The sequence below is a fragment of the Micromonospora sp. NBC_01740 genome, assembly GCF_035920365.1.
Taxonomy (GTDB): Bacteria; Actinomycetota; Actinomycetes; order Mycobacteriales; family Micromonosporaceae; genus Micromonospora; species Micromonospora reichwaldensis.
Window position 1 is genome coordinate 3522890 of record NZ_CP109150.1, and the last position, 25574, is coordinate 3548463.

At 73.4% G+C, this 25574-nt stretch carries 19 protein-coding genes; 18 read left to right on the forward strand and 1 reads right to left on the reverse strand.

The window, feature by feature from the left end:
* Positions 1–39: 39 nt before the first annotated feature.
* The 16 genes from OG989_RS16510 to OG989_RS16585 all read left to right on the forward strand — a co-directional run bounded on the left by OG989_RS16510 (position 40) and on the right by OG989_RS16585 (position 22231).
* On the forward strand, positions 40–4323 hold the full coding sequence (locus OG989_RS16510) for a non-ribosomal peptide synthetase (protein ID WP_327031013.1): 4284 nt from the start codon (positions 40–42) through the stop codon (positions 4321–4323).
* 66 nt (positions 4324–4389) lie between these two features.
* The gene (locus tag OG989_RS16515; RefSeq protein ID WP_327031014.1) at positions 4390–7443 is read left to right on the forward strand and encodes a condensation domain-containing protein; all 3054 of its coding nucleotides are present in this window, start codon (positions 4390–4392) and stop codon (positions 7441–7443) included.
* On the forward strand, positions 7427–8818 hold the full coding sequence (locus OG989_RS16520) for a class I adenylate-forming enzyme family protein (RefSeq protein ID WP_327031015.1): 1392 nt from the start codon (positions 7427–7429) through the stop codon (positions 8816–8818). Before OG989_RS16515 ends, OG989_RS16520 begins: the two co-directional genes overlap by 17 nt.
* Positions 8819–8883: 65 nt before the next feature.
* Positions 8884–9159: an acyl carrier protein gene (locus tag OG989_RS16525; RefSeq protein WP_327031016.1), complete on the forward strand. Its 276-nt coding sequence runs from the start codon at positions 8884–8886 to the stop codon at positions 9157–9159.
* Entirely contained in the window at positions 9156–9419 is a 264-nt protein-coding gene (locus OG989_RS16530; RefSeq protein ID WP_327031017.1) for a hypothetical protein, read from the forward strand. Before OG989_RS16525 ends, OG989_RS16530 begins: the two co-directional genes overlap by 4 nt.
* Positions 9416–10591, forward strand: coding sequence for a beta-ketoacyl-[acyl-carrier-protein] synthase family protein (locus tag OG989_RS16535; RefSeq protein WP_327031018.1), 1176 nt, complete (start codon positions 9416–9418; stop codon positions 10589–10591). Before OG989_RS16530 ends, OG989_RS16535 begins: the two co-directional genes overlap by 4 nt.
* Positions 10588–11364: a hypothetical protein gene (locus tag OG989_RS16540; RefSeq protein WP_327031019.1), complete on the forward strand. Its 777-nt coding sequence runs from the start codon at positions 10588–10590 to the stop codon at positions 11362–11364. Before OG989_RS16535 ends, OG989_RS16540 begins: the two co-directional genes overlap by 4 nt.
* A 3-nt stretch (positions 11365–11367) precedes the next feature.
* Positions 11368–12093, forward strand: a complete 726-nt coding sequence (locus OG989_RS16545; protein ID WP_327031020.1) for a thioesterase II family protein — start codon at positions 11368–11370, stop codon at positions 12091–12093.
* Positions 12090–12914, forward strand: a complete 825-nt coding sequence (locus OG989_RS16550; protein WP_327031021.1) for an SDR family oxidoreductase — start codon at positions 12090–12092, stop codon at positions 12912–12914. The genes OG989_RS16545 and OG989_RS16550 overlap by 4 nt, the downstream gene beginning before the upstream one ends.
* 54 nt (positions 12915–12968) lie before the next feature.
* The gene (locus OG989_RS16555) at positions 12969–15941 is read left to right on the forward strand and encodes an amino acid adenylation domain-containing protein (RefSeq protein WP_327031022.1); all 2973 of its coding nucleotides are present in this window, start codon (positions 12969–12971) and stop codon (positions 15939–15941) included.
* A 43-nt stretch (positions 15942–15984) separates the two neighbouring features.
* Positions 15985–16563 (forward strand): aminotransferase class IV, encoded by a 579-nt coding sequence (locus OG989_RS16560; protein WP_327031023.1) that lies wholly within the window; start codon positions 15985–15987, stop codon positions 16561–16563.
* Positions 16564–16962: 399 nt separating this feature from the next.
* Positions 16963–17610, forward strand: a complete 648-nt coding sequence (locus OG989_RS16565; protein WP_327031179.1) for a DNA alkylation repair protein — start codon at positions 16963–16965, stop codon at positions 17608–17610.
* 213 nt (positions 17611–17823) lie between these two features.
* On the forward strand, positions 17824–19272 hold the full coding sequence (rox, locus tag OG989_RS16570; protein WP_327031024.1) for a rifampin monooxygenase: 1449 nt from the start codon (positions 17824–17826) through the stop codon (positions 19270–19272).
* Positions 19273–19403: 131 nt separating this feature from the next.
* Complete coding sequence (locus OG989_RS16575) at positions 19404–20330, forward strand: hypothetical protein (protein ID WP_327031025.1); 927 nt, start codon at positions 19404–19406, stop codon at positions 20328–20330.
* A 195-nt stretch (positions 20331–20525) separates the two neighbouring features.
* Positions 20526–21689: an FG-GAP repeat domain-containing protein gene (locus OG989_RS16580; protein WP_327031026.1), complete on the forward strand. Its 1164-nt coding sequence runs from the start codon at positions 20526–20528 to the stop codon at positions 21687–21689.
* 101 nt (positions 21690–21790) lie between these two features.
* Positions 21791–22231, forward strand: a complete 441-nt coding sequence (locus OG989_RS16585; RefSeq protein ID WP_151453079.1) for a hypothetical protein — start codon at positions 21791–21793, stop codon at positions 22229–22231.
* 108 nt (positions 22232–22339) lie between these two features.
* On the opposite strand, the gene OG989_RS16590 is transcribed toward OG989_RS16585, so the two are convergent.
* The gene (locus OG989_RS16590) at positions 22340–23086 is read right to left on the reverse strand and encodes a hypothetical protein (protein ID WP_327031027.1); all 747 of its coding nucleotides are present in this window, start codon (positions 23084–23086) and stop codon (positions 22340–22342) included.
* A 135-nt stretch (positions 23087–23221) separates the two neighbouring features.
* Between OG989_RS16590 and OG989_RS16595 the strand changes: the two genes are divergently transcribed.
* Entirely contained in the window at positions 23222–23821 is a 600-nt protein-coding gene (locus OG989_RS16595; protein ID WP_327031028.1) for a TetR/AcrR family transcriptional regulator, read from the forward strand.
* Positions 23818–25446 (forward strand): isovaleryl-CoA dehydrogenase, encoded by a 1629-nt coding sequence (locus OG989_RS16600; protein ID WP_327031029.1) that lies wholly within the window; start codon positions 23818–23820, stop codon positions 25444–25446. The genes OG989_RS16595 and OG989_RS16600 overlap by 4 nt, the downstream gene beginning before the upstream one ends.
* The last annotated feature ends 128 nt before the right edge of the window (positions 25447–25574 follow it).

The following is a 25574-nucleotide window of genomic DNA, read 5'->3' on the forward strand; positions in this document are numbered from 1 at the left end:
CGTCGATCGCGGTCCGATCCGTAGAAGGAGTGCCAGTCAATGGAAACGGACGCCATCAGAGGATATCCGCTGTCGGCGCAGCAACGGCAGAACTGGCGAGCCGACGGCACCCCGCACGGACGACCGGCCCGGCTCGTGCTTCGCGTCGACGGAGCGCTCGCCCCGGACCGGTTGTGGCTGGCGTTGCAGGCCGTCGTCGCCCGCCACGACGTGCTGCGGACCCGGTTCGTCAGCTCGGCGCACCAGCGGTTCCCGGTCCAGGTCGTGCAGGAGCAGGCCGCGGTGGCAGTCGAGCAGTGGCCCGGACGGCTGGCGGACGCGGTCGGGTCGGGAGACGACCGGATGGTGGTCAGCCTGGTCGACACCGGGCCCGGGACGTGGCTGTTCACGGTGCGACTGCCCGCCGGCCTCGCCGACCGGCTCAGCCTCGAGGTGATCTCCAGGGACCTGGCCGCGGCCTACCGGGGCGACCCCCTGACGCCGCCCGTGCAGTACGTCCAGTTCGACTCGTGGCAGCAGGTCGCGACGGGCGACGCCGACGAGGAGGAACTCGACCGCCTGCTGGACCACCTCGCGGCCGGCGTGCCGACGCTTACGGAGGTGGCGGCCGACGCCGCCCGGCAGACGGCCGACCAGCCGGCGACCGGTGCGTTGGTGCGGGTGCCGCTGGCGGACCCGGACAGGCTGCGGGCGCTGGCGGAGGCGGCCGGGCTGCCCGTGGAGCATCTGGTGGAGGCCACCTGGTCGGTGCTGTTGGCGCGCCGGAGCGGGCAACCGGCCCCGCTCGTCGGCCGGATCGTCGACGGACGATGCTTCGACGAACTCCGCGAGACGGTCGGTCCCGTCGCGGTGACCGTGCCGATCCGGACACCGCTGCGCCCGGAGGACCCGATCAGGCGGGTCGCCACGGAACTCGCGGCCCGGGTGGATCGCGCGCGGGCCTGGCAACAGGACTGGGCATGGCCGGACGGCGCCTGGTCCGACGGCAGGGCCGGTGCGTACCGACTGCCGTACCAGTTCGAGTGGCTCACCGTCCAGCCGTCGTTCCCCGGTGGCGAGGTCGAGTTCACCGTCGTCGAGCGGGACGTGCCCGACCGGCGGGTCACGGCCCGGCTGGTCGGTGTCGACGACGGCGCCCGCCTCAGCCTGCACGTCGAGACCGCCTCGCCGACCGGGACGGCCGCCGACCTGGCCGCCGGACTGGGCGTGCTCCTGGCCGGGCTGGTGGACCTCGAACAGCGGGTGGACGACGTCGAGACGATCGGTCCGCCCGAGCGGGACCGGCTGCTGCACCAGTGGGGCGCCGGCGGCGCCGCGACCGGTGGCGGCACCGTGCACGAGGCGTTCGGGAAACAGGCCCGCGAGACACCGCAGGCCGTCGCGCTGCGGTGCGGATCGCGCCGGCTGACCTTCGCCGAACTCGACGGGGCCACCGACCGGCTCGCCGGTGCGCTCCGCGCGGGCGAGGTAGGAACGCGGGACCTGGTCGGGGTGTGGGGCGAGCGCTCCACCGACACGGTCGTGGCGATGCTGGCCATCCTCAAGGCCGGTGGCGCCTTCGTACCGCTGGACCCGGACTACCCGGACGAGCTGCTGGCCCACATGATCGCCGAGGCCAGCGTCCGGCTGGTCGTGGCGCCGCGCACGGCACATGCCCGGCTGGAACGGCTGGGCGTGCGGCCCTGCGATCCCGAGTCGGCCGGCGCGGCAGGCGCCGGCCCGACGACGCCCGGCCCGAGCGGCCCCACGGACCTTGCCTACGTGGTCTTCACCTCGGGTTCGACCGGATGGCCGAAGGGCGTGGCGGTCAGCCACGGCGCCCTGACCCACTACGTCGCCGCGGTAGCCGAGCGGCTCGGTCTGGAAGCCGGCTGGAGTCACGCCACGGTCGCCAGCCCAGCCGTCGACCTCGGCTACACCGCCCTCTTCGGCGCCCTGTTGACCGGGGGTGCCTTCCACGTCATTCCCCGCGACACGCTGCTGGACCCGAGCGAGTTCGGGGCCTACCAGCGCAGCCACCGGATCGACTGCCTGAAGACCACGCCCTCGCACTTCCGGGCGCTGCTGCGAGGGGGCACAACGGACGTCTACCCCCGCCGGCGACTGGTCCTCGGCGGCGAGTCCCTGGAACGCGGCTGGCTGACCGGCCCGCCCGCCCCGCCCGCCGGTTGCGAGGTCGTCAACCACTACGGCCCCACCGAGACGTGCGTCGGGGTGCTGGTCCAGCGCGACGCGCTGCGCCGGCCCGCCGACTCCGACGACGAGCGAGTGCCGCTGGGCAGGCCGTTGGCCGGCGCGACGGTGCGGGTGCTGGACCACCGCTTGCGCCCGGTGCCCGTCGGCCTGCCGGGCGAACTCCACATCGGCGGCGCCGGCCTGGCCGAGGGCTACCTCGCCCGGCCGGACCTGACGGTGGAGCGCTTCGTCCCGGACCCGTTCGGCACCGACCCGGACGCCCGGCTCTACCGGACCGGTGACCTCGTCTCCTGGTTGCCCGACGGCACCCTGCGGTTCGAGGGCCGGACGGACGAGCAGGTCAAGGTCCGCGGCCACCGGGTGGAGCCGGGCACGGTCCAGCGGCAGCTCGAGGAGCATCCGGCCGTGGGGCACGCGGTGGTTCGGACCGTCCCGGACGCCGGCGGCGACCCCCAGATCGTGGCGTACGTCGTGCCCGGCGAGGCGTACCTGCGGCGGCGGGCGGAGGAACTGAGCCAGGCGCAGGTCGACGGCTGGGAGAACGTCTTCGAGGAGGTGTACGACGTCGACGCCGCCACGGTGGACGGGGCGTTCGACCTGACCGGTTGGCAGAGCAGCTACACCGGGGAGACGTTGACCGCCGAGGAGATGCGGGAGGCCGTCGACGGGATCGTCGACCAGGCACTGGACCTGCCGCACGAGGCGGTGCTGGAGGTGGGCTGCGGCACGGGTCTGCTCCTGTCCCGGATCGCGCCCCGGGCACGTCGATACGTTGCCACCGACATTTCGGCGGCGGTGCTCCGCACCGTGGGCGCGTGGGTGGCGCGGGAGCCGCTGCGGTACCCGTCGGTGGAACTGATGCGGCGCTCCGCCGACGACTTCTCCGGCCTGGCGGACGACAGTTTCGACCTGGTGCTGCTCAACTCGGTGGTGCAGTACTTTCCCTCCGCGGCCTATCTGCGTCGGGTGCTGGCCGAGGCGGTACGGGTCACCCGGCCAGGCGGCCACGTGCTGGTCGGGGACGTCCGTGACCTGCGGCTCGTCGAGGCGTTCCACGCCTCGGTGCGGCTGCACCGAGCCGACCCGCAGGCCGGGATCGCGGCGCTGCGCCGAGAGGTGCGCTTCGCCGTCGAGGACGAGGGTGAGCTCCTCGTCGCGCCCCGCTTCTTCGCCTCGTCCGTCGCGGCGACGCCGGGGGTGGCGGCACTCGACGTCAACCTCAAGCGCGGCAGTATTCACAACGAGCTGACCGGCTTCCGCTACGACGTCCTGCTGCGGGTCGGTGCGCCGCGCGCGGAACAGGGACGGCCGGCGGAGATCGTGTGGTCCGACACCGCGGGCGAGCCGGCAGACCTGCTCGCGCTGACGGCCGAGACCGACGCCGGACTGCTGCTGCGGGATGTCCCGGACGCGCGGACCGGCGAAGCTCTCGCCCGCTGGGCGGCGATGTGTCGGGCACCGGAGGACAGCACCGTCGGCGAGGTGACGGCCGCCGCGCCGGTGGCGCGGACCGCCGTCGACCCGCAGCGGTGGTACGACCTCGGGCGGGAGAAGGGCCTGGCCGTCTCCGTGCAGCCGGCCCGGTCCGGTCGAATCGGCTGCTACGACGTCCGGGTACGGCGACGCGGCTGCCCGGCGTCCTGGTCGTCGCCCGACGTGACCGGGCCGGGCACCGACCACAACCTGCCCTTCCTGCCCGGACTGGGCCGCGAGCTGGCCGGCCAGCTGCGTGCCTTCCTCGAACAGCGGTTGCCCCAGCACATGGTCCCGGCGCACCTGCTCGTGGTGCCCGAGCTGCCCATCGGTCCGAGCGGAAAGCTGGACGTCGGCCGGCTTCCGGATCCCAGACCGGCGCGCGACGACGCCGACCGGGTGTTGCCGAGGTCGCCGGTGGAGGAGGCCGTCGCGGGCATCTGGCGCGACGTGCTGGGGCTGCCCGAGGTGGGGGTGTTCGAGAGCTTCTTCCAGCTCGGCGGCCACTCGCTGCTCGCGGTGCAGGTGGCCTACCGGATCCGTGAGGAGCTCGGGGTCGAGCTGTCGCTGCGGGACTTCTTCGCGGATCCGACCGTCGCGGGACTGGCGCAGTGCCTCTTCCAGCTGCTGCTCGACCAGGACGCCGCCGCGTAGCCGTCGGCCAGCCCAACCAGAAAGTAGCCCTGTGGCGCCGGGTACGGCGTGGAAGGACGGGATCAGATGGGGTCAGCGGTTCGGGAATATCCCGCGTCGTACGCGCAGCGCGGCATGTGGCACGCCTTCGAGCTCGCCCCGGAGAGCTCGGTGTACCACGTGACCGTACGGGCCGACGTCTCCGGCCACCTCGACATGGCGGCCCTCCGGGCCGCGGCCGGGCGGCTGGCGCAACGGCACGACGTCCTCCGGACCACCTTCCGGTCGACGGGCGACGAGTTGTCCGCCCGGGTCCACGACGACCTGCCGGTGCCGGTCACCGAGGTGCACGTCGCGGATCGCGACCCGGACGGCTTCGAGGACCGGGTCCGGCACGAGGCCCGGATCCCGTTCCGGCTGACCGAGGAGGGACCGCTGCGGATCGTGCTGCTCGACGGGGCGCCCGACCGGCAGGTCCTGCTCTTCGTCTTCCACCACATGTCCTGGGACTTCGAGTCGATCGTGCTGGCATTGCGCGAACTCGGGGAGCTGTACCAGGACGGGCTCACCCGGGCCGGCCGGGACCCGGGCGGGACTCACCGGGAGGGGGCGGCGGGCTACGCCGCCTTCGCCGAGTGGGAACACACCTGGGTCGCCGGGCCGGAAGGCGAGGAGTCGCAGGCGTACTGGGCGCAGCAGTGGGCGGACCTGCCCGAGGCACTGGACCTGCCGTCGCGGCGCCCCCGCCAGGCGGCGCGCAGCTACACGGGCGCCATGCACTGGACCGAGCTGGAACCGACCCACGTCACCGGGCTCGACCAGCTCGCCCGGGACGCCGGGGTCACCCGCTACGCGGTGCTGCTGACCGCCTTCACCGTGCTGCTCAGCCGCTTCGCCGACCAGCACGAGGTCACCGTCGGGCTCGCCGGCAGCCAACGGACCCTGCCGGAGCACCGGTGGACGCTCGGCAACTTCGTCAACCCGCTGGTGCTGCGGAGCGACGTACGGCCGGAGCGGACCTTCCGCGACCTGGTCACCGCGGGCAGCCGGACGGTCTTCGCGGCCCTGCGCCACCGGATCGTGCCCTTCCCGCTGCTCGTGCAGCGGCAACGACCCGACTACGACACCAGTAGGGCGCCGGTGTTCGACGTCCTGTTCGCCTACGACAAGCCGCACAACCGCGACCAGGACCTCCTGGCCCGGTTCGTGGCGGGCCGGGGCGAGACGCGCTGGGGCGACCTGCTGCTGCGCAGCCGGCCACTGGACTGCGCCGAGACGTTCTACGACCTGACCACCTACGTCTTCGACAGCAGCAGCGCGGTCGCCGTGCGGTGGGAGTACAACACCGACGTCCTCACCGACGAGGCCGTCGCGGGACTGGGCCGACACTTCGGCGCGCTGCTCAGCGCACTCCTGGCCGCGCCCGACACACCGGTGGGGGAACTGGTCGTCGACGAGCCGGCCGAATCCGTGGCCACCCAGGAGACCGGGATCAGCACGGCCAGCCTCGTGGCGGCCCACGCCGCCGCGGCACCCGACCGACCGGCACTGCACTGTGCCGGCCGGGTGCTCAGCTACGGCGAGCTGCACAGGTCGGTGGAGCGACTGGCCGACCAGCTCCGTGCCGTCGGCGCCGGCCCCGGGACCGAGGTCGCGATCCGGTTGCCCCGGTCGGTCGGACTCGTGGTCGCGCTGCTCGCCGTCGACCGGGTGGGCGGCAGCTGCCGGCTCGTGGACCCGCACCTCGACCCGCCGCCGGGATCGGTGCACCTGGTGGTGACGGAGGCCGGGATCACCCGGAACTCCGGTGCCGCCGACGCGGGCCCGCCGGCGACGACGGACGGCGACGGCGGCCACCTGGAACTCCTGCTGGCGCGGTATCCGCTCGACGGGCGCGACCGGGTGCTCCAGCACGAACCGGTCACGTCGCGGACCCCGTTGGCGGAGTTCCGGTGGCCGCTGGCGGCCGGCGCCCAACTGGTCCTGGCCCCGCCGGACGCGGACGGGGAACCGGCGGGCCTGGCGGCCCTGCTGGCCCGGGAGCGGCCGACCGTGGTGCAGTTGCGCACCGAGACGTTGCCGGCGGCGGTGATCGAGCCGCTGCCGCCGCTGCCCGGCCTGCGGCGGGCGTTGTGCCGGGGAGACGTGCCGAGCCTGGCCCAGGTGCGGCAACTGCGCCGCTGGACGGGTGTCGAACCCGACCATCTCTATCTCGTCGACGGGACACCGGTCGGCGCACTGTCGGAGGTCGACACCGCCGACGGCTTTCCGCTCCTGGACCGCCTTCCGCCCGGCGTACGGCCGCAGCTGCTGGACGCCGACGGACATCCGGTGCCGCCGCACGCCGTCGGGGTGCTGACGCTGTCCGCCCCGGCACCCGCTGGCTCCCCGGCGCAGACGTCCGGGCCCGGCATCCTGACCTGCACCGGTCGTCTCGCGCGGCGGGAGGCCGACGGGCGGATCCGCCTGCACGGCAGGGCCTCGCGCCGGGTGCGGGTCGGCGGCTACCGGGTCGACCTCGACGAGGTGGAGCGGCTGCTCGAGGCGCAGCCGGCGGTGCGGGAGGCGGTCGTGGTGACCAGCGAGGACCAGGGGCGGGCCCGGATGGCCGCCTTCCTGGTGCCCCACCGCGCCGACGGGTCCGGGCTGCGGGAACTGCGCGAGGCGCTGTCCCGGCAGCGGGCGCGCTACCTCGTGCCGGCGGAGTTCCACCGGATCGCCCAGGTGCCCCGGGACCGGCACGGCCGGATCGATCTGGCGGCGCTGACCGCGCCGGCCGCCGACCCGGATTCCGAGTACACGCCTCCGGCCACCCCGCTGGAACGGGAACTGGCGCTGATGTGGGGCGACCTGCTCGGCGTCGAGAAGATCGGCCGGCACGACGACTTCTTCCACAGCGGCGGGCACTCGCTGCTCGCCACCCGGGTCTCCGCCGAGGTCAAGGACCGGTTCGGCGTCGCCTTGCCGGTGCGGACCATCTTCGTCTCCTCCACGCTCGAGCGTTACGCGGTCGCTGTCCTACAGGCACTGGTCGAGGTCGCCGGGGCGGAGCTGGTCCACCACGACAAGGCGGACGCCGGCACGGCGACCGGGCGCCGGCGACCCATCGAGAGCGGAGGACGAGATGACCCGAACGCGTGACTGGTGGGGTTCCGCCCTGCTCCAGCGCGGCGGCGACGACGAGGTGTGGGCGTGGGGCAGCCACGCGGTGACGCACGCCGGACTTCGGGAGGCCGTGGCGCGCCTGGCCGCCCGGTTCGAGGCGGCGGGCGTCGGGCCGGGAGCCAGTGTCGTGCTGCGGCTGCCGCCGTCCCTGACCCTGATCCAGTCGATGCTCGCCCTCTGGTCGCTCGGCAGCCAGGTCATCCTGGCGGACGTCCGGCTGAAGCCCTCGGAGGTGGCCCGCACCCTGGATCTGCTCCGCCCGACCCACCAGGTCCACTCCACCGACGCCCACCAGCCGTTCACTCCGTTCCGCGACCGGTGCGAGGTCCTCGTCGAGAGGCTGCCGGAGGGTTCCGCGGCCGTCGCGGACGTGGTGCTGGTGCAGCTCAGCTCGGGGTCGACCGGGCTGCCGAAGGTGATCGGCCGCAGCGCCGAATCGCTCCTGTCGGAGCTGCGCCGGCACGCCGACATCGCGGGCATGCCCGGACCGGGGGAGCGGGTGCTGGTGCTCAGCTCGATCATCCACGCGTTCGGACTGATGGCCGGTGTGCTCCACGCGCTGCGCGTCGGCGCCCAGGTGGTGTTCGCCGACCGTCTCCAGCCGGACGACCTGCTGCACCGGGCCCGTACCGCCGAGGTGGCGGTGATCCTCGGGGTGCCGGCCCACTTCGACCTCCTCGCCCGCGCCTCCGGCGAGGAGCGGATGCCGCGACTGCGGGTGGCCGCGTCGGCGGGGGAGGCCCTCACCGCCGCGGTCCGGCAGCGCTTCCTCGACCGGTACGGGGTCCGGCTCGGCCAGGAGTACGGCATGACCGAGGTCGGCGTCATCGCCGCCGACCTTCGCGGGGAGCATCCCACGCCCTCGGTCGGCACGTTGGCGCCCGGGATCGAGGCCCACAGCGTCGGCGGTGAACTGCGGGTCCGGCTGGAGCGCTCGCCCTACCTGTACGCCGAAGGCAGCGACCGCCACGCGGACGGCTGGTTGCGTACCTGCGACCGGGGTGAGCTGGACCCGGTCACCGGAGCCCTGCGGCTCGCCGGACGGACGGACAGCCTCGTCGCGGTCGGCGGTCTCAAGGTCGATCTCGGCGAGGTGGAGGCGGCGCTGCGGGAGCACGCCGGGGTTCGTGACCTGGTGGTGGTCTTCGGCGATGGCATCGAGGCCCACGTCGAGGCGGAGCCCAGCGTGGACGCGACGGCACTGATGGCGTGGTGCCGGGAGCGGCTCAGCGACTACAAGCTTCCCCGCCGGATCTACCTCGTGCCGGCCATCCCGCGCAACGCGACCGGCAAGTTGCTCCGCAATCGGGACCTGCTGCACGCCGCGTACGACGGGTCGGGGCCGGCGTGACGGAGCCCGTTCCCACCAGCCAACGTCCCCGGTGGCGGGACGCCACCGTCCGAAATGGAGTAATGATGCAGGCAGCGGTCCGGTCGTACGTCAGGGAGTCGATCGAGAAGATGACGGGGAACCGGGTTCCGGAGGAGTGCGACGACGACACACCGCTCGGCTACGGCGGCCTGGAGCTCGAATCGCTGTACCTGATGGAACTCACGGTCCAGGTGGAACGGGAGTACGGCGTGAACCTCGGCCTGGACCTCGCCGAGCTGCCCGGTTACACGATCGGTGACCTCGTCCGCCGGGTGTCCGGCGTGGCCGAGGGGCGGCCCGGATCGGAGAGCCGGCCGTGACGGACCTCGACGAACTCCGTACCCTGCTCGCCGAACAGCCGACGATCTTCGGCGGCGCCGACCTGGACGTCGACACGGAACTGGCGTTGGACTCGCTGGCGACGGTCTGGCTGGTGCACCTCCTCAGCCGGCGCTACGGCATCGACGAGCGGGCGCTGGAGCCGCTGACGGCGGAGTTCACCTCGATCCGGCGCATCCACGCCCACGTCAGCAGGCTGGCCGGGCCGGCCCCGGACCCCCTGCCCGGCAGCCGGTCATGACCAGGAACGTGGTGATCACCGGGTTCGGCATCTTCACCGCCTTCGGATTCGGCGCCGAGCCGCTGCGTACGGGGGTCTTCGGCGGTAACCCGGCCTTCGCGCCCGTCACCCGGTTCGACACCGCGTGCTTCCGGGCGCGGCACGCCGCCACCCACCGGTGGGCGTCGGGCGATCCGGACGCGACCCCGAGGCAGATCTCGGTCTTCCTGGAGTGCGCGCGGGCGGCGCTGGCGATGGCCGGTCCGCCCGACCCGGCCGCGATTCCGGTTCTGATCGGCACCCAGGGCGACTACACCGCCGTCACCGACTTCTGGTCGACGCCGGAGGCCGCGCGGGGGACCGACCCGGACGCCGGGGCCGCCGGGCTGGCCGCCTGGCTACCGCGGCGGCTGGGTACGGAACTCGGGCTGGGGGAGCCCCGCACGGCCTTCATCAACGCCTGCGTCGCGTCCACCAACGCGATCATCCACGGCGCCCGGCTCGTCGCCGCGGGGCGGGCCGACGCCGTGCTCTGCGGCGGCGCCTACCTGGTGGAGCGGGAACTGTTCGCCAAGTTCGACTCGGGGGCGGCGTTCGCGGTGGACGGACGGATCCGCCCGTTCAGCCGGGACCGGTCCGGGCTCCTGCTCGGCGACGGGGTGGCGGCTCTGGTGATCGAGTCGGAGCAGAGCGCGGTGGCCCGGGGCGCCGAGCCATTGGTCCGGCTGGCGGGTTGGGGCATGGCGGCGGACGCCTACCACGTCGTGCGCCCCGATCCGGCCGGGTCGGGGATGGCCCTCGCCATGAACCGGGCCCTGCGCCGGGCCGGCGTCCGGCCGGAACGGATCGGCTACGTCAACGCCCACGGCACCGGTACCGCGGCCAACGACAGCGCCGAGGCCACCGCGCTGTCCCGGGTCTTCGGGCCGGGCGCCGGCGGCGTCCCGGTCAGCTCGACGAAGAGCACGACCGGGCACCTGCTCGAGGCGGCGGGAGCGGTGGAGGCCGTCATCACCATGGTGGCGCTGCGGACCGGCCTGGTGCCGCCCACCGCCGGCTTCACCGAACCCGACCCGAACTGCGAACTCGACCCGGTGGCCAACCAGGCACGGCACACCTCGCCACGCCTGGCGGTGAGCCTCAACGCCTCGTTCGGAGGAGTGAACGCGGCCCTCGTGATGGAGCGACTGTGACGAAGGTCTTCGACGACGCGACCCGTGCAGGCTGTGCCGCCGAGCAGGTCGGGCCGGGGCCCGGCACCGAGATCGTGGCCACCGCCGCGGTCACGCGGGGACCGGCCGACGACCCCCGCGGGCCGGTCCGCTCCCGGGACTACGACCTGCCCGGTTTCGTGGAGTCCCGGTTCAGTCCGCTCGTGCACGAGGCGGCGCAGCTGTGCCTCGGAAAGCCCGGGGCCAGCCACGCCGACGACTGGCGGGAGAGCACGGCGATGCTCCTGGTCGGCACGTTCGGGGACGCCGTCACCGCCGACACGGCGAGCACCCGCCTGCTGGCCGGACTGGTGCACAACCCGCTGCTCTTCTACCAGTCGGTGCCCACCTCCGTGCTGGGCCATCTCGCCCGCGAGTACGGCATCACCGGCGAGATCTCCTGCCTCTCGGTGGACCGCGACGTCTGCGCGCCGGCACTGGCCGCGGCGGAACTGATCCTCCACGACGGCGACATGCGCCAGGTCCTGGTCATCGGCGTCGAACTGGCGGCGACGCCCCGTACCGCGCCGGCCTACCGCAGCGCACAGTTGCCCTACCTGACGGCACCCCGCCACGACGTGGCCGCGGCTGTCCTGCTGCGGAGCACCGACCCGACCGTCCCGACCGTCGACCGGACGCCGGCGGGCCTGCCGGCTCCGGTGGAGTTCGGCAGCCTCAACGAACTCGTACGGCTCTGTACCGGCGCCAGCCGGCGGGTACCGGCCGCGACGCCACCAGCAACGAAGGAGAACTGAGACATGACCGGCATCCCCCTGCTCTGCCTGCCGTTCGCCGGAGCGGGTGCGAGCTACTACTCGCCATGGCGCGACCGCGACGAGCGGGTCCAGGTGCGTCCGTTGCAGCTCCCAGGCCGGGAGAACCGGCTCGAGGAGGAGCCGTGCACCGAGGTGCGGGCCGCGGTCGACGACCTGGTGCGCAACCTCCCGCCAGCGGTGACCGGTGGAACGGCGGTGGCGGTGTTCGGGCACAGCCTGGGCGCGGTACTCGCCTTCGAACTGGTCCGCCGCCTGGAGACGGCCACCGGTGTCGTGGTCCGGCACCTGTTCGTCTCCGGTTCCCCCGGGCCGTGGTCGGTGCGGGAGAACGGGGCCAGCGGCCTCACCGACGAGGCGTTCCTGCGCCGGGTCCGGGAGTTCGCCGGGTACGAGCACCCGGCGCTGGCCGACGAGGAACTGCGCGACCTGATCCTGCCCGCGATGCGTGCCGACGTGCAGATGCACGAGAGCTATCGGGCGGCGCCCGACGCGCGGGTGGCGGCGCCGGTGACGGTGCTGCGGGGTGCCGAGGACGCGCTCGTCGCCGAGGACGAGGCCGCGCAGTGGCGGGCGGCCACCCTCGGCGACTTCCGGCTGATGAACCTCCCCGGTGGGCACATGTACCTGACCGACCAGGTCGACGCGATCCTGGGCCTGGCGGGGGAGACGCTGGCCGAGGCGGCCCCGGTATCCGGCGGAGCGCGATGAGGCTCGACGGGAAGGTCGCCGTCGTCACCGGCGCCGCCCGGGGTCTCGGCCGGGCCTGCGCCGTCGCGTACGCCGACGAGGGAGCCGCCCTGGTCCTGACCGACGTCGCAGCGGACATCGACGGCGTGCCGTACCCGCTGGGCTCACTGAGCCAGCTGGAACACACCGCGGAACTCTGCCGGGACCGAGGTGCCCCGGTGCTGGTACGCACGGCGGACCTGCGGTCCACGGCGCAGGTGCAGCAGGTGGTAAGCGACACAATGGACCGGTTCGGTCGGGCCGACGTGCTGGTCAACTGCGCGGGTATCGCCGCACCGTCGGGGCAGTCGACCCAGGAGATCACCGAGGCCCAGTGGCTGCTCATGATCGATGTCGACCTCAACGGCGCGTGGCGCATGATCAGGGCGACGGCCCCGGGGATGCTCGCGCAACGCGCGGGCAGCATCATCAACGTCTCCTCCACCGCCGGACTGGTCGGCTACCGCAACTTCGCGGCCTACGTCGCGGCCAAGCACGGCCTGATCGGCCTGACGCGGGCGGCCGCCCTGGACTTCGCGCCGCTGAAGGTACGCGTCAACGCGTTGTGCCCGGGTTCGGTGCGGGACAGCGAGCCCTTCGAGGGGCGGATGCTCTCGGAGATCGCCCGATCCCTGGACGTCGCGGTGGCCGACCACGAAGAGACCTTCCTGCAGGGGCAGCCGATGAACTCGCTGGTCGAACCGGAGGACGTCGCCTCCGCGGCGCTCTGGTTGGCGTCCGACGAGTCCCAGCGGGTCACCGGGAGCGTCGTCACGGTGGACGGTGGGTTCACCAGCCGATGACCGCGCCGCCACGTCGCTTGTCGCGGGGCCGGAGCGGTGGAGTTGGAGGTACGGATGAGCAACGAACTGCCGACCCGGCCGGTCGACCCGGCCGTGGACCCGACGCCGACGCGCCGCACCGGCGCTGACCTGCCGGCGCGTGGCTGGTCGCCGACGGACACGCACGCTGTTGCGGTGCCCCTGCCGGCCGAGGTGACGGTGACCGATGTCGAGGAGCGGATCCGCGCCCTGCCCGCCGCCCTCCCCCCGGCGCAGGGGCAGCCGGCCGGTTCCGGTCGACGGCCCGGGCCGGATTCGTACCGCCTCTGGCGGGAACACCTGCGCTCGCCGCGGGACGGAGCAGCGGCGCGGGCCTGGCGGAGCCGGGAGCTGGCCCGCCCCGTCGACCGGCGACGAGGCCCGCTGCTGCGGGCGGTGCTCGTCGAGTACGCCGACGGGCGGGACCTCGTCCTGGCCGTACACCGTTCGTTGCTGGACGGTCCAGCGCTGCGCGCCGCCGCGCTGTCGATCTGCGCGGGCGGCATCCCCGCCGAGCCGGCCGGTGCGGCCCACGAGGAGCCCGACGCCGCGCTCGAGGCCGAGGTGTGCCGCTCCTACCAGCCGTTGGGCCTCGACTCCGGGCCGGAGCGTTCGGCCGCGACGTACCGCTTGGTGCTGGACACCGCCCCGCCGGCCGACGCGGCCCGGACGCGGCTCGCCGTCGTCACGGCCGTGGCGTTGACCCTGTCCCGGCACAGCGGCGCCGAGTCGTTCGTGCTCGGCGTGGCCGTGCCGGCGGAGCGGGATCCGGCCGGCGCCGTGGCGGGGATGTCACTGGTCCCGTTGCGGATCGACGGCACCGCCACGGTCACGGAGCTGACCGCCGCCGTCGCCTCGGCCCTGACCCGCTTCCGTCCCTGCCTGCACCGGCCGGAGCTGCACCGGCAGCTGATGTCCTCAGCCGACCGGCTGGACACCGCCGCGCTGGTCTTCGACCTGTCGCCCCACGCCCCGTCGGTACGGTATGAGGCCGGCGAACTGGCGGCCTTCCCACTGACCTTCCTGGTCACCCTGGGTGACGGCGGAGACCTGCGGCTCACGGTCCGCTCGGCCGACGGCCGCGTCGACGGCACCGGGCTGGCGGAGTTCTGCCGTCGCCTCGATCACGTGTACCGGCAGCTGCGCCACGGGCCGGACAGCACGGTGGTCGCCGGGGTGGCCCTGCTCCCGGCGGACGAGCAGCGCGCGGTGCTGTCCCTCGGCGCGGGCGGGCCGTGCCCGCCGGCGCCCTGGCCCACCATCGTCGCGGCCGTGGCGGCGCAGGCCGCCCGCAGGCCGGACGCGCCGGCACTCGTCGAGCCGGGGACGACGACCGTGACCTACGGGGAACTCGATCGGCGCAGCGCCACCCTCGGTCGGGCACTGGCCGCGATGGGCGTGGGACCGGGCACCCGGGTGGGCGTCTGTCTGCCTCGGTCCGCGGAGCTGGTGGTGGCGTTGCTCGCCGTGCTGCGCACCGGCGCTGCCTACGTGCCGATGGATCCGGCCTATCCGCAGGAGCGGTTGCGGTTCACGGCCGCCGATGCGGACCTCACCCTGGTGATCGGGGACCAGTCGTTCCCGGCGGACTCCTCGCTGCCGGTCCGCTCCCTGGCGGACCTGACCGCGTCCGCCGTGTCGGCCGCACCCGCCGGTCCGGCACCGGGACCCGACGACCCGGCGTACGTCATCTACACCTCCGGTTCGACCGGACGGCCCAAGGGCGTGGTCGTCCCGCACCGCAACGTGGTGAACCTGCTCGCCGCCACCCGCGACGAATACGGGTTCGGTCCGGCGGACACCTGGACGTTCTTCCACTCGGTCGCCTTCGACTTCTCGGTCTGGGAGATCTGGGGCGCGCTGATGACCGGGGGACGCCTGGTGGTGGTCTCCTACCCGCTCGCCCGGTCGCCGGAGGACTTCCACGAACTGCTCAGGGCCGAGTCGGTGACCGTGCTCAACCAGACCCCGTCGGCGTTCGCCCAGCTGGCTGCCGTGCCGGCCGGTCCGGCCCGGCTGGCGCTGCGGCTGGTCGTCTTCGGCGGCGAACCGTTGGACGCGGGCATGCTCGCCCGCTGGTTCGACCGACGTCCGGAAGGCTCGTGCCGGATGGTGAACATGTACGGGATCACCGAGACGACGGTCCACGTGACCGCCGAGACGATGCGTCGTCGCCACGCTCTGGAGGGCTCCCGCGTGGTCGGCCGGGCGTTGCCCGGTTGGTCGGTCTCCGTCCGTGACCCGCGGGGAGCGGTGCTGCCTCCCGGCGTACCCGGGGAGATCTGGGTCGGCGGGGCCGGGCTGGCACTGGGCTACCTCAACCGCCCCGAGCTGACCGCGGAGCGTTTCGTCACCGACCCGCTCACCGGCGAGCGCGCGTACCGCAGCGGTGACCTCGGGCGGCTGCTGCCCGACGGGCGGCTGGAGCACCTGGGAAGGATCGACCGGCAGGTCAAGATTCGCGGGCACCGCATCGAGCTCGACGAGATTCGCGAGGTCCTGCTGGAGGATGCCTGCGTGCGGGCCGCCGCCGTGGTGGTCCGCGCCCATCAGGGCGACCAGGCGGACCTGCGGCTGCGGGCGTACGTGGTCGCGGCTTCCGGCGCGTCACCGCTCGGCGTGCGTCGCCGGGCGGCCCGCCTGCTGCCCGACTACATGGTCCCGGCGACGGTCACCTTCGTGGACAGCCTGCCGTTGACCGTCAACGGCAAGCTCGACGTCGACGCGTTGCCCGAACCGGGCCCGGCACGGACCGCGACGACCGACGCCGCGGAACTCTCTTCCGACACACCCGTCGGGATCTGCAGGGTCTGGGAGCGGCTCTTCGGGGCGCCCGTCAACCCGGAGGACGACTTCTTCGAACTGGGCGGGAACTCCCTGCTGGCCCTCAGGATGTCGGCGCAGTTGCAGGAGGCGGGACTACCACCGGTGCCGGTCCGCCAGTTGTACCGGCAGCCCACGCCCCGAGGGATCGCGGCCTACTACGACAGTTTGTCGAGTGCCTCATGACCGGTCAGGATGCCGGCTACGGTCACCCGACCGGCGGACAGTCATGACCGGTGGCGAAGATCTCTCCCCCGTCGGGGCCGGTCGATTGGTGTGGACCGGCGCACGGACCTTCGTGCCGCTGCCGTCCAGGGCGTGCGACATCGACGTCGCCGATTCCTGGTTGGTGGACGGCGGCCGCTGCCGAGGGCTCGAGCTGCACCGCCAACGCTTCGCCGGCTCGTGTCGGCGGCACGACGTGGCACCGGGCATCGTCGACGCGTTCCTCGAGGACGTCATCGACGTCCTGCCCCGCGGCGGGCGATGGTTCCCCAGGGTCGAGTACCACGCCGGCGAGTTCCGGTTCTGGTTACGCCCGGCGCCCAGGCTCTCCGCCAGCGTCGTGCTCTGGGTGCCGGGCGTGGGCGATTCGCGGACCGAACCGTCGGTCAAGGGGCCGGACCTGGCGGCACTGGAGGCGTTGCGCGACGAGGCGGGCAGGGCGGGAGCGGGCGAGGCGTTGCTGCTCTCCCCGCAGGGCGAGGTGCGGGAGGGGGCGCTCAGCGGCCTGATGTGGTGGCGCGGCGACGGCCTGTGCGCTCCGCCCGACGGCCGTACGTACTGCCGAGCGTCACCCGGAGGCTGATACTCCGCCTGGCGGCAGAGCGTGGCCAGGCGGTCCGGTTCGAGTCCTGCCGCCTGGCCGACCTCGACGGGCTGGAGGTCTGGTCGATCAGCGCCCTGCACGGCATCCGGTCGGTTTCGGGCTGGCAGGGCGCCGCCCTGGTGCCCGGAGAGGGTCGGCACGCCGCCGACTGGCAACGGCAGCTGCTCTCGCTGGCCGTTCCGCTGCCGGAGCCGCGAGTCGCTCCGACTGCGTCGTGAAGCTCCCGTCAGGGCTGCACTGCGCGTACGGGTCGAACCCGTCTGCGCTGGCGAGGGCGCGCGCACTCTCCTGGGCGTGGAACAGCGCCGCTCCCTCGTAGGCTGAGCCGCACAGTTCGGGGAGGAGGCTGAGGTGACGGAGACGACCGTGGCCGAGGTGATGGCCGAGTTGGCCGCGCTCGAGGACCCGAAGGCGCGCGAGGTGAACAGGAGACACGGTGACGACCACGGTGTGCACCTCGGCAAGCTGCGCGCGCTCGCGAAGCGGCTCAGGACGCAACAGGAACTCGCGTGCCAGCTCTGGGCGACGGACGACACCGCGGCGCGGCTGCTGGCGATCCTGATCTGCCGCCCGAAGGCGTTCGGGCGTGACGAGCTGGACGTCATGTTGCGCGGGGCGCGCACACCCAAGGTGCACGACTGGCTCGTGAACTACGTGGTGAAGAAGAACCCGCACTCCGAAGAGCTGCGCCTGGCGTGGTCCGCCGATCCCGATCCAGTGGTGGCGAGTGCCGGCTGGGCCCTGACCGCCGAACGCGTGACGAAGAGGCCCGAAGGCCTCGACCTCGAAGGACTGCTCGACGTCATCGAGGCGGAGATGAGAGACGCGCCGGATCGCCTGCAGTGGGCGATGAACGAGTGCCTGGCTCGGATCGGGATCGAGCACGCCGGGCACCGCGCCCGTGCGATCGAGATCGGTGAGCGCCTGGGGGTGCTCAAGGACTACCCGACCTCCCCGGGCTGCACGTCTCCGTTCGCGCCCGTCTGGATCACCGAGATGGTGCGCCGGCAGCAGGGCAGCTCGTGAGGAACCGGTGACGAGCGCAGCGTACTGACGGGCAGATCCCGTCGGCCTGGGAACGACAAAGGCCGCGCGTGCGGGGCCGGAGAACAACAAAGGCAAGGAGGAGAACTCCTTGCCACCATTAACATATACCGCACCCCAGGGCTTGCGGCAAGACCCCGGTCGTGGCGCAGAATCGTCGGCCGAGCGCGGGAATCGGCACACCATGGGGGATTCATGTTCGATGTGATCATTGTTGGCGGCGGCCCGACCGGCATGATGCTGGCGAGTGAACTGCGTCTTCGGGGCGTCCACGTGCTCGTGCTCGAGAAGGACGCCGAGCCGCCGCCGTTCGTGCGGTCGCTCGGGCTGCACGTGCGCAGTATCGAGGTGATGGATCAGCGAGGGCTGTTGGAGCGGTTCCTCGAAAACGGCAGGCAGTATCCGCTCAGGGGATTCTTCGCGGGCATCGAAAAGCCCGCCCCGACCGGGCTGGACACCGCCCACGGATACGTGCTCGGCATTCCGCAGACGCTCACCGACCGGCTGCTCGCCGAGCACGCGGTCGAAGTCGGGGCCGAGATCCGGCGCGGTTGTGCGGTGGTCGGGTTGGCGCAGGACGACGACGGCGTGACCGTACACCTTGGAAGTGGAACCGCGACCGCGTTGCGGGCGCGGTTCGTCGTCGGCTGCGACGGTGGGCGCAGCACCGTTCGGAAACTGCTCGGGGTCGGATTCCCCGGCGAGCCGTCGAAGATCGACACCCTGCTGGGCGAGATGGAGGTGACGGCGTCCCCGGAACACCTCACCGAGGTGATGACCGAGGTGCGCAGGACCGAGAAGCGGTTCGGGATCGGGCCGTCGGGCACGCCGGGCGTGTTCCGGGCGGTCGTACCGGCGGAGGGCGTGGTCGAGGACCGTTCGGTGCCGCCGACGTTCGAGGAGTTCAAGCGACAGCTACGCAGGTACGCCGGCACCGACTTCGGCGCGCACTCCCCGCGCTGGCTGTCGCGCTTCGGCGACGCGACCCGCCAGGCCGAGCGCTACCGGGTCGGCCGGGTGTTCCTGGCCGGGGACGCCGCGCACGTCCACCCGCCCATGGGCGGGCAGGGACTCAACCTCGGCATCCAGGACTCGTTCAACCTGGGGTGGAAGCTGGCGGCGGCCGTCAACGGCTGGGCGCCGGACGACCTGCTGGACAGCTACGGGTCCGAGCGGCATCCGGTGGCCGCCGACGTGCTGGACAACACCCGCGCACAGATGCAGCTGACGACCAACGAACCCGGACCGCAGGCGGTCCGGCGGTTGTTGGCGCAGCTCATGGACTTCAACGACGTCAACCGGTTCCTGATCGAGAAGATCACGGCGATCGACATCCGGTACGACTTCGGTGCGGGCCACGACCTGCTCGGGCGGCGGCTGCGCGACGTCGGGCTGAAGCACGGACGCCTGTTCGAGCTGTTGCGCACCGGCAACGGGCTGCTGCTCGACCAGACGGGGCGGCTTTCGGTGGACGGCTGGGCCGACCGGGTCGACCACGTCGCCGACGGCAGCGACGAGTGGGACGTGCCGGCCGTACTGCTCCGGCCGGACGGGCACGTCGCGTGGGTCGGCGAGGAGCAGCAGGCGCTCGACGTCGCGCTCGCCAGGTGGTTCGGCGCCGCGGGAACTCCCACGGCCGGGTGAGGGCGGCAGGCACGTCGAAGGTGGACAACGGCGATCGCCGTACGGGGATAGGGTTCTCGCGACCGGCCCTCACGATCGGACACTCGGATGACGTTCTCCAGGACGACGGCCACGCCGCGGTGCGACCGCCGATGATCGACCCGCGACAGGCCCACGACGTGGCCCACGCGATCGCCACGGCGGCCCTGGGCCGGGACCCCGGCCCCATGATCGTCGGCGACAGCCTCTCGCACCACGTCTACCTGGGGGCGGACGTCGTCGTGAAGGTCATCGAGGCCGACCGCCACTCGCGGCTGGACCGGGAGATCGCCCTCGCGCCCCACCTGCCCGCCGGCATCACGGCGCCGCTGCTCGACAGCGGGCGCTACGAGCTGGAGACCCGCGAGGTCCGCTACGCCTGCTACGCCCGCGCGCCCGGGGCGACGCCCGGCATGGACATGCCCGGCGTGGACGAGGTGACCGCGCGCCTGCTGGCGGCGGAGGCGGTGCAGCGGCTGCACGCACTGCACCGCTGGACGCCTGCGGCCCCCGCCCGGCAGACGCTGGCAGAGACGCTCGACCACGGCGGGTTCGTCAGCAAGGCCGCGCTCTTCGCCGAGGTGGAGAGCCTCGGCGCCCTGAACCGGGACGGGATCATCCCTCGCCGGGTGCTCGACGGTCTGGCGGCGATAGCGGAGGGCGCGCCGGCGCAGGCGAGCGTGGCCGTCCCGGTCCACGCGGACTGCCACTGGGGAAACTGGCTCGCTCGCGACCGCAGTGTGACGGCGCTGCTGGACTTCGAGTGGGCGCGCTTCGGCGAACCGATGGATGACTGGTTCTTCCTGGTCCGGTTCAGCGGCCCGCACATGGAGGCCGTCCTCGACGTCGTCGCCGACGAGACGGGGACGTCCCCGGCCACCCTGCGCCGGGAGTGCGAGGTGCGCGAGGCGAGCTACCTCGCCGCGGACCTCCGCGTCTCGCTCCAACGCCCGGACATCCCCGCGCAGACGGTTGCCGAGAACGTCCGTGACCTCGAGGAACTTGTTCTCGAAAACCCCTGGTGGCGCCACGCCCCGTGACGCCGGCTGCGGCGTGAGCGGGTGTCGGCGCGCCCTGCGGTAGACGGCGCGTGCGCGTTCCGCGCCGCCGGGCGGGCCGCGTCCCCGTGCCAACCGCCGGGGTCGGCCTCGCGCGAGGTTTGCGGCGTCGACGGCCGGGGCACGTGGCGCATGCGCGGCCGTCGATCGATGGCCGGGATGCGAACGGGGGACGGAATGGACAGACTGGTCAGGGTCGGTATGGCGGCGACGCTCGCCGTGGCGGCCGGGGTGGCGGCGCCGGCGCGCGCTGGGGCGGCGGGCGCAGGGGCCTTCGCGCCCGCGCGGTACCTCCCGACGGGGTCGACCGGGACCAACGCGGTCGCGGTCGCCGACGTCACCGGCGACGGGCGGCGTGACATCGTCGTCGGGGTGGACGCCGCCACCGGCACGCAGACGAGTTCGGTGCTGGTCTTCGCCCAGCAGGCCGACCACGGGTACGGCGCTCCCACGAGGATCCCCGCGCACGGCGGCTACAACAGCGACGTACGGCTGGCGGTCGCCGACATCGACGGCGACGGGCGTACGGACGTGGCGATGTCCTCGTCCGCCGGCGTCGACGTGTTGTTCCAGCGGGGCGGGCGGCTCGCCGCGCCGGTGCTGGTGGCCGGTGGCGCCGAGGACGTCGCGATCGCGGACGTGACCGGTGACGGGCGCCCGGACCTGGTCGTCGGTGCGAAGCAGGGCGAGGTGAGGATTCACGCGCAGAGCGCGACGCACACGTTCCCGACGCACACGACGGTCACCGGGCCGTTCACGGCCGGTGCGCCGGCGAACCAGGTCTTCGTGGCCGACCTCGACGGGGATGCCCGGGTCGACCTCGCGCAGTTCTACGGCCACGGCACGTGGGTGCGGCTGCGCCGCGCGGACGGTTCCTACGGGCCGGCGACGACCTACCGGACGCCGGCGGACGGTAACGGCCACCGCCGGGTCAGCCTCGGCGCGGCGGTCGGTGACGTGACCGGCGACGGCCGGGCCGACCTGGTGACCAGCGTCCAGGGCAACACCCCGGACGCCGCCGTCCAGGTGTTCGCGCAGGGCGTCGGTGGGCTCGCCGCGACGCCGACCAGGTATCCCGCCTACGACTGCGCCGCCGGTCTCGTGATCGGCGACCTGACCGGCGACAACCGGAACGACCTGGTCGTCGCACACGCCAACTGGTTGGCGGTGAGCGTCCATCTGCAGGTACCGACCGGAACCCTCGGCGGGTACGCGACGAACAGCGTCGACGGGGTCGGGTCCCAGGAGGACGCCCTGGCCGTCGGCGACGTCACCGGGGACGGGAAGCCGGACGTGGTCGCCGTCGCGTACGACAAGGTGGCCATCCTGCGGCAGCTCTGACGCCCCGGCGGCGTGTCGCCCACGGGGCGGTGTTCGGGCGGCCGTGTGCGATCATGATCCACAACGGAAGACAGTCGACTGTGGATTGGGCCTTGGTGACCATGAAGAGAGTGTTCTCGACCCTGATGGCACTGGTGACCGTCGCGTCGGTCATGACGGTCGGCGCACCCGCCGCCCAGGCGGCCGGCTCCTGCTCGGGCACGATCATCTACAGCCAGGTGCAGTCCTCGGGCTACGGCGAACTGGTGATCTACTACAACAGCAGCAACGGGGGCACCAACAGCGCGTGCTTCTACCACCGGGGCGCGGCCTACGGGAAGTCGGCACCCACCTTCGTGCAGATCTACCGCTGCGCCGAGCGTTCCGGTGAGGGCGCGCACTGCACCCGCTCGGGTAGCGCGGACACCGACTCCGGTGACTTCAGCTACCACGCCGGCCCGGTCGGCGTCACCGGCACGGCATCCTACTGCGTAGAGGCGGTCGGCTACATCGGCTGGGCGGGCGCGCGCCACCAGATCTACAGCCGCCGGCAGGGCTGCTGACGCATCGCCCCGGCCCGGCTGGCCCGCGGACCGCGTGCCGGCTACGGCCCAGGGGGCACTCCCGAGACCGGGGTGCCCCCTTTCGCCGTTCCCGGCAGCCTCGCGTGGCTAGCCGCGCCTGTCCCACCGGTCGGCGTCGGGGAGGGCCAGCAGTTGTACGAGGTCGCGCAGCTCGGCGGACGCGTCGTGTTCCCGCAGCGCGGCCGGCGCGTGCCGCAGCACCCACATCGACAGCGCGAGGCACGCCGTGTCCTCCTCGTCCCGCCAGCTCGACCAGGGCAGGCGGTCGACGACCAGGTCGTACGACCACTCGTCCGCCGCCGCGACCAGTCGTCGCCGAGCCGTCGGGTCGGCCAGTAGCCGCGCCCAGCTGTACAGCCACGGGGCGAGCTGTCCGCTGACCTCAGCGACGAAGGCCAGGGCCTCGTGGGCGGGGACCTTCGCCCCGGGATCCACCAGCGTGTGCTGCCACCAGGCCGCCAGGAACTCCCGTACCGCGTCGCGTTGCGCGGCGGGCCAGTCCTGCCAGCGGCCCTTGACGAACAGGCGGGCCAGGGGGTCCATTCCGGAGACGGACTCCACCTCACCCGCCGCGAGGCGTCGGGTCACCGGGGGCAGGATCCGGCGCAGCAGCGGCCCGGGGTAGTGCCAGTCCGTGGTCCAGTACGTGCGGCGGAGCAGCTCCTCGTCGAGCGGCGCGTCCGGGGTCTTGAGCAGTGCCAGCTCCTCGGCGCTGCCCCAGTGACACTCGCAGTTGGACTCCCGCCGGTGGGCGGTCATGCCTCGGAAGGCGGCGGCCACGCCCGCCAGCGCCGCGTCCAGGCGGCGGTTCACGTCGGTCAGGTCAGGGGTCACGGCGGGACCGCCTTCGAGGACTCCGGGGGCGTACGCCTGCCGAAGAGGGGGAGCCTAGACCGCGTCGCGGGCGGGTCGTACGCCAGCCTGGCAGGCCCCTTGCCGGCAAGGATTGAATGGTGGTTCAATCCTTGCGTGGTCTACCGGAGCACCGAACGCGTGAAGGCCCGGCTCAGCGCGTCCCGGGAGCGGATCATCGTCGCCGCGCTGGAGATCATGGCCGAGCACGGGTACGCCGGCTGCTCGGTCGCCGCCGTCGCCGAGCGGGCCGGGATGGCGACCGGCAGCGTCTACCGGCACTTCCCGACCAAGGCCGACCTGGTCGCCGAGGTGTTCCGCACCGCCTCGCAGCGCGAGGTGGACGCGGTGGCGCGCGCGGCGGCGCTGGAGGGCACCGTCGCCGAGCGGGTCACCGCCGTCATCGAGACGTTCTCCGGCCGGGCGCTGCGGTCGCCACGGTTGGCGTACGCGCTGCTCGCCGAGCCGGCCGACCCGGCGGTCGACGCCGAGCGGCTCGTCTTCCGCCGCGCGTACGCCGAGCTGATCGCCGGTCACGTCGCCCAGGGGGTGGCGAGCGGCGAACTTCCCCCGCAGGATCCCGAGCTGACCGCCACCGCGCTGGTCGGCGCCCTGGCCGAGGCGATGGTCGGCCCCCTGGCCGCCGGGGTCGCCGGGCCGCGCACCATCGAGCACCTGACCGCCTTCCTCCACCGCGCGCTGGGAGTGTCGCCGTGACGACGCACGAGGTCCTCAACCAGGTTCCACCGCTGGTCGGTCACGACACGGCCGACGACGCGGCGCTGCTCGACGGGCTCGAACGCGAGGGCGCCGGCTGGGCCGCCGCCGAGCTGCACGAGCTGGGCCGCCTCGGCGGTGGCGAGCAGGCGATCGAGCACGGGCGGCTGGCGAACGAGCACCCGCCGGTCCTGCGCACCCACGACCGGCACGGCCACCGCGTCGACGAGGTGGAGTTCCACCCGGCCTGGCACGAGTTGATGCGTACCGCGGTCACGCACGGCCTGCACGCCGCGCCGTGGGCGGACGACCGGCCGGGCGCGCACGTGGCCCGCGCGGCCAAGTTCTACACCTGGCGTCCCGACGCCGGCCACGGCTGCCCGATCTCGATGACCTACGCCGCCGTGCCGGCGCTGCGGCACGCCCCGGAGCTGGCCGCGCGCTACGAGCCGCTGCTCACCACCACGTCGTACGACTTCGGGCTGCGCCCGCCGCTGGCCAAGCGGGGACTGCTGGCCGGCATGTCGATGACGGAGAAGCAGGGCGGCTCGGACGTACGCGCCAACACCACCACCGCCCACCCCGAGCCGGACGGCACCTACCGCCTGCTCGGGCACAAGTGGTTCACGTCGGCGCCGATGTGCGACGTCTTCCTCACCCTCGCCCGGGCGCCGGGCGGGCTCACCTGCTTCCTCGTGCCGCGCGTCCTGCCCGACGGCACGCGCAACCCGATGCGGCTGATGCGCCTCAAGGACAAGCTCGGCAACCGCTCCAACGCCTCCGCAGAGGTCGAGTACGAGCACGCGGTCGCCTGGCGGGTCGGCGACGAGGGCCGTGGCGTGCGCACCATCATCGACATGGTCAACCTGACCCGCCTCGACTGCGTCATCGGCGCGGCGGCCGGCATGCGCCAGGGCGTGACCACGGCCGCCCACCACGCCACCCACCGGCAGGCCTTCGGCCGGTACCTCGTCGAGGCGCCCCTGATGCGCAACGTGCTCGCCGACCTCGCGGTCGAGTCCGAGGCCGCCACCGTCCTGATGATGCGCCTCGCCGGGGCCACCGACCGGTCCGCGCGCGGCGACGCCGGCGAGACCGCGTTCAAGCGGCTCGCCCTCGCCGTCGGCAAGTACTGGGTCTGCAAGCGCTGGCCGGCGCACGCGGCCGAGGCCCTCGAATGCCTGGGCGGCAACGGCTACGTCGAGGAGTCGGGCATGCCGAGGCTCTTCCGCGAGTCCCCGCTGAACTCGATCTGGGAGGGCTCCGGCAACGTCGCCGCGCTGGACGTGCTGCGCGCCCTCACCAGGGAACCCGAGGTCATGGCGGCGTTCGAGGCCGAGGTCACCGCCGCGGCCGGCGCCGACGCCCGGCTCGACGCCGCCGTACGCCGCGTGCAGGCCGAGCTGTCCGACCACGACGACGTCGAGCTGCGGGCCCGCCGGGTCGTCGAGCGGCTCGCCCTGGTCCTGCAGGGCTCGCTGCTGGTGCGGCACGGCCACCCCGCCGTCGCCGACGCCTTCTGCGCCTCCCGGCTCGGCGGCGACCACGGCCAGGCGTACGGCACGCTGCCCCGCGGCGTCGACTTCGCCGCGATCATCTCCCGCGCCGTACCCAAGGTGGGCTGACCGCCGGCGGCGGGGCCGACCGGGCCCCGACTTCGCGCGCGAGCGCCCCTTGCGGCGGTCGACCCGCCCGCCGACGTGGCGTCGCCCACTCTCCGGCGGTCGGAAATCGTACGCCGATCGTCGGTGCC